The sequence below is a fragment of the Zeaxanthinibacter enoshimensis genome (assembly GCF_004362865.1).
Taxonomy (GTDB): Bacteria; Bacteroidota; Bacteroidia; order Flavobacteriales; family Flavobacteriaceae; genus Zeaxanthinibacter; species Zeaxanthinibacter enoshimensis.
In genome coordinates, this window is the sequence record NZ_SNYI01000005.1 from 1 (window position 1) to 4,956 (window position 4,956).

The 4,956-nt window shown below is 37.2% G+C and carries 6 protein-coding genes; 1 reads left to right on the plus strand and 5 read right to left on the minus strand.

What is annotated here, in order from left to right:
* Nucleotides 1-628: 628 nt before the first annotated feature.
* Nucleotides 629-1,051, minus strand: coding sequence for a carboxypeptidase-like regulatory domain-containing protein (locus tag CLV82_RS14525; RefSeq protein WP_166636719.1), 423 nt, complete (start codon nt 1,049-1,051; stop codon nt 629-631).
* Nucleotides 1,052-1,123: 72 nt separating this feature from the next.
* On the opposite strand from CLV82_RS14525, the gene CLV82_RS14790 reads away from it, so the two are divergent.
* Nucleotides 1,124-1,285, plus strand: a complete 162-nt coding sequence (locus CLV82_RS14790; RefSeq protein ID WP_166636720.1) for a hypothetical protein — start codon at nt 1,124-1,126, stop codon at nt 1,283-1,285.
* Between the two features lie 86 nt (nt 1,286-1,371).
* Here the strand turns inward: CLV82_RS14790 and CLV82_RS14530 are convergent, their stop codons facing one another.
* The 4 genes from CLV82_RS14530 to CLV82_RS14795 all read right to left on the minus strand — a co-directional run bounded on the left by CLV82_RS14530 (nt 1,372) and on the right by CLV82_RS14795 (nt 3,979).
* Nucleotides 1,372-1,980 (minus strand): hypothetical protein, encoded by a 609-nt coding sequence (locus tag CLV82_RS14530; protein WP_133645088.1) that lies wholly within the window; start codon nt 1,978-1,980, stop codon nt 1,372-1,374.
* A 147-nt stretch (nt 1,981-2,127) separates the two neighbouring features.
* Nucleotides 2,128-2,541 (minus strand): putative quinol monooxygenase, encoded by a 414-nt coding sequence (locus CLV82_RS14540; RefSeq protein WP_166636721.1) that lies wholly within the window; start codon nt 2,539-2,541, stop codon nt 2,128-2,130.
* 261 nt (nt 2,542-2,802) lie between these two features.
* Nucleotides 2,803-3,291: a hypothetical protein gene (locus CLV82_RS14545; protein ID WP_133645090.1), complete on the minus strand. Its 489-nt coding sequence runs from the start codon at nt 3,289-3,291 to the stop codon at nt 2,803-2,805.
* A gap of 133 nt (nt 3,292-3,424) precedes the next feature.
* Complete coding sequence (locus CLV82_RS14795; protein ID WP_166636722.1) at nt 3,425-3,979, minus strand: hypothetical protein; 555 nt, start codon at nt 3,977-3,979, stop codon at nt 3,425-3,427.
* Nucleotides 3,980-4,956: the final 977 nt, after the last annotated feature.

Sequence of the window (4,956 nt, forward strand, 5' to 3'; positions counted from 1 at the left end):
GATAATGATAAAAAATGAACAAATTAGAATGTAATCAAAAAGGCCAGCTAAAAAACGTTTAAAAAGGTGAGGCTTGGTAAAACTATTATTGGTCTTAATGGTTGTCATTTAAAAATGTATGGTAACGGCCCCGGCTATGCTTTCGGCGGTATTCCCGGCGTTGCGCGAGCGTTGGGTCTCCTGGTGTTTTTTGCCAGGAGAGATTAGCGTGGGCAGGCGCGACGCCGACCAAAATAGTCAGGTCCAGGTTTAGTTTGGAATAAATGTAGGAAATTTTCGGAAAGCAGGTTGTGCCGCTGAAGTATAGCCGTTGTTACCTAATGTTGCGCGACCCAAGCCATCGGTAATCACCCGACCACAGCAAGGATAGCCCTAAGTAAAAGTTTCCCGTACGGATCCTCCAATATTTTTTTAGAGGTTAATGCTAGTGAGAGGGAAGTGTTTCATTCTTCCAAGAACGCTTATTGATTTTTCCTTAAAGCGCAATTGTAGGTAACGTGTACGGGTATGCGCAGTAGCGGATTTGGTGCACCGCGCCTAACCAGGTTCAGGTTTTAAATATAGAGGAAAAATGCGATAGGGGGGAGAGGGCTAGCTATTGGACATACCCGTTGTTAGCTGTAGTTTATTAAAATTCGATTTCATGTTCATCGCAATACCAGTGAGGTTCGCAACCGGTTACTTCACAGCCACCTAATCGGATTTTTCCTTTCTCCACTTTTTTCAGTAAACGTTTATCAGGTAAACCATAAACGATGGGAATAACCGATTTGCATTTCTCATTCACAGGACAAAATTTGGAACTTTGCTGATCATAGCAAGGACCAGGAGGTAATCCAAGTACTAATAAGGAATCTGAATAAGACGATACGTTAATATTAGGAATGGTATCTTTTCCGTACCCAATTGCTGATACCACTAAGTCATATGTGCCGGGATTTATATTATTTAAAAAGTATTCACCCTCTACGTTGGTTTGAGCTCCAATTTTAGTGCCACTTACCAGTATAATTGCTCCGGGAATAACCGTAGAATCTTTTTTAAAGATCACCTTTCCTTTTATCGCAGATTGTGAAAAGCAAGCGAGAGAGTAAAAAAGAATACAGATGAATACTAAATGTGAGTGCATAAATTACAGCTAACGGTCAGGGCTATGCGCCGTAGCGACTTTGGACAGTTGTTTGGAGCTGGCACCGGGCAAGCCCAAGCGATCATACAAGGAGTTATCACCCCAAGATCACCATTCCATGATCTCTCCAAACAACTGGCTTTCGCAAAGCGATGACCAGATTTATTAGGTATTAAATATAGAGTAAATATTCTTGAGTGCAGGAGGGAAGCTATGGCTCATAGCCGTTGTTGGGCACAGTATTAATCTATCACAGTTCTTTTTATCCAGTTTTCCACTTCTTTATTTTCCGAGTTGACAACTAGAAAATCGAAGGTTTTAAAATTATTTGTCATCAGAAACTGAGTTTGGTACGTGGTAATTCCGTCCCTCGTCATTCGATATTTGATTTTGATGTAATCAGATTTGTTGGTCTGGACAAATTTATTTTCCAGACGTTTATACTTAATCCCGCTTTCATCCCACCCTCTTTCGATTGAGGACCTTACCATTCCCAGATATTGATTCGCAATTGATTTATCCAGTGGCACATATTCCCCGAGTCTTATAAAAATGTAATTGGTCACATTTGTCGTGTCTACAAAGATTTGATTTCCGAAAATTCCCCTTTCTTCAAGTCTCTCGTATTCTAGTGTGAGATACTCCTCCAAATCGGGCCTATTGATGGCTATAACTTGGGCATTTGCCAACTCAGGACCCGTGATCTTTTTATAGCTTTTTGGTAAAATGATTTTACCGTTTAGAAAGCCCAGATAATGTTCTTTGTAGTCGGTTGATTCAATTGACTTCTTTTGGATACTTTCACCGCAACTAAAAAGAATCAGAATTACTAAAAAAATAGTTTTCTTCATATTGTGCCCAACGGTCAGGGCTATGAGTAGTTGCGTGGTTTAGCACTTGATTTAGCAGGTACACACCAAGTTGGAAATTCCGAAAGAATTTCCAAAGTAGGCAAGAACAAGCAATTACTTATAGCCATTGTTGGCTGCTGGCTTTTTTCAGTTTATTTTCTTAAAAATCATTGGCATAGCTCCTCCGTCGATTGCATTCATATCAACTAATTTCAAGGATTTTACCATTTTTAAGGTTGTCGTTTTGTAATGTTGAAAATGAGGTGTCTCCAAATGCGCTTCATAGGCCTTTGTGTTCGAATAAATTTCCAATATTCTAATTTCGGTTGGGTTTTCTTTTTGATACATCGGATAAATTGAAATAACTCCAGGTTCCAATTCCACAGAAGCTTTGGATTCCTCTTTAAGTATTGCCAGATACTCCTCTAAATATTCTGGGATTATTTCTATTTCCGATATTCTAATCATCATATCGTTAATATTATATTTTTCACTTCGTTGTTCTTGTCCGCAAGAAATTAAGAATATGATGGTCAAAAATATCAAGAATGATTTTCTCATTTGTAATTTTTTTCAGCTTGCTGCCAACGGTCAGGGCTATGCGCCGTAGCGAATTGTGACAGTTGTTTGGATCTTACCCCTGGCAATACAAGGCGATCATACAAGGAGTTATCTTCCGAAGATCACCATTCCCTGGTCTTTCTAAACAACTGGCTATCGCAGAACGCTAACCTGGTTATTTTTTTTAAATATAGAGTAAATATTCTTGAGTGCAGGAGGGAAGCTATGGCTCATAGCCGATGTTGGCAAATGTTAAGTTTGTTAGTCCTTAACTTCAGTTGATTCTAAATCGTTAATTCGGTTTTGAAGCTTTTCAATCTTTTCCTCAATTGCTTCAATTTCACTGTTCCTTTTAGAATCGTCTCTTACGATAACAAGGATTGTGATAAGCAGCGATAATACGGGTACAGCTATTTGGACAAAATCTATAAGACCATCTTTAATAATTTTTCTGTTTCTTACTTGATATTTCTTATTGGATAGAGACTCAAGTCCATTACTAGGATTTATGTAACATCCATACCAGTCATCCTTCTTAAATTCAACTACCTCTTCGGCCTTACGCATTTCAGCTAAAAGCAATTTTCTTTGATGCTCAGTGATTTTCAGTAAGGATCTAATTTCAGAATACGGAATTCCGGCCTCTATTCCAGGAACTGAATCTTTCTCCTCTTTGAGTCGGCTATATTTTTCAGCAAGACGCTTAAGTAATTGGTGTTTTTTACGATTAAACCTCATAATATTTGCCAACGGTCTTGTGTATGGTTAGTTGCGGACTTTTCCAACGGAAAATGTCCCTCTGACCTTAATGATAATTGATTGGAGGAGATTCCGTTTTAGGAATCCAGCCGCAATTAATTATACACTTTGTTGGCAATAGTTTTTATCTTCTTATTAATTCCACCAGGGAATCAATTTCCATTTGACTAATCTCATATTTTTCGTAAAATTCAGTTTTAGTGCGATTTAGTTTTCTTGTCTCAGAATTAAGTCCCAATGCCAATTCTTTGATGATAACTGAAAAATCTCCCTCATTGTCCTGAATTGAATCTTTAATTAATCCCAGAAAAATTTCAAATTCCTTTTCAAAATTCTTGACAGATTTCAAATAGTCCATCACTCCGTTTGTCAAAGTCATGTCAGGATATTTGGATTTTTCAGTTTCCAATATCTCCAAATAGCTTTCGGCAGTTTCATTAATTTTGATGGTCATACTGTCTAATTTGGTCAAATTCGATTTGTCCAAGGACAGATTCCCACTTTTTTTGGCATCTACTATCTTTTGCAAATAGGGATTCCTATTATTAAATAGAACTGCCGTTTCATTTTGAGCCTCCAGACACAGTTTTATATTATCTAAGGTTTCTTTTTTTGAAGGCTCACAGCTTGAGATAAAGACCAAAAGAAGTAGGGTTAGAAGTATGTTTACCTTTTCCAAATTAATTTTTTCAAATTATTGCCAACGGTCTGGGCTATGCGCCGTAGCGAATTAGGACAGTTGTTTGGAACTAACCCCAGGCAAGCCTTATCGATCAGACAATGAGTTATCTCCTATAATCACCATGCCTTTATTTTTTCCAAACAACTGGCTTTCGCAAAGCGATGACCAGATTAATTAGGTATTAAATATAGAGTAAATATTCTTGAGTGCAGGAGGGAAGCTATGGCTCATAGCCGTTGTTACCCACAGTTTTAGTAGAATCGAGGACAATAGACTTCAAACTTTAAATCAGTATGAGCCATTATAAAGTCAATAGCTTTTTGACTATTTTTTTCATGTTTGAGAGTCATGATTCTATTTTTCGCAGTATGATTTTCATTAAGTAGGTATATATCGAAAGCCCCAAATTTATTGGCCAAGTCAGGCTTTGCGGCTGAGAAAAATCCATACTTCTGTCGCTTGTTGGATTTAAGGATCGCACAAACAGGTTTATCCTGGATAGCTAATTTCTGTTTAATCAGTAATAGTCTTCCTATGAAGTATCCCCTATACAAGTTTTCATTCTTATAGTAAAATCCTTTCTTCGAAAGGATCCAAATAATTAAAATTATAAATGTTACACTCAAAAATATCGCCCACGTAAATAACTTAAATTCAAATTCTTGAGAAATTAGAATACTCAATTTTACAACAGGATAGAGTTCTACTAACAAAAGTACATTTAGAGCTAAGAATATAGAAATATGGATTTTTTGTTGAAAGGTAAGTGTTGATTCTAACGGCAGTTGGTTCATTTTAAAAATTGTGGGTAACGGTCTCGTATAACCGTCAGTTGCGGTTTTTAAATAGTAAGATTTTCAACTGGCAATATCTCTTAAAAGGAACGAATTATCCGCCGTTCCGAGCGAAGCGAACAGCGCAGCAAATTGCGGTTATACATTGTTGTAACACGTTTTTATTTTATTTCACAATAC

What these genes read in the sequence shown, in the direction of transcription:
- CLV82_RS14530 (WP_133645088.1), bottom strand. Translation starts at nt 1,980, where the DNA reads ATGAAGAAAACTATTTTTTTAGTAATTCTGATTCTTTTTAGTTGCGGT.
- CLV82_RS14540 (WP_166636721.1), bottom strand. Translation starts at nt 2,541, where the DNA reads ATGAGAAAATCATTCTTGATATTTTTGACCATCATATTCTTAATTTCT.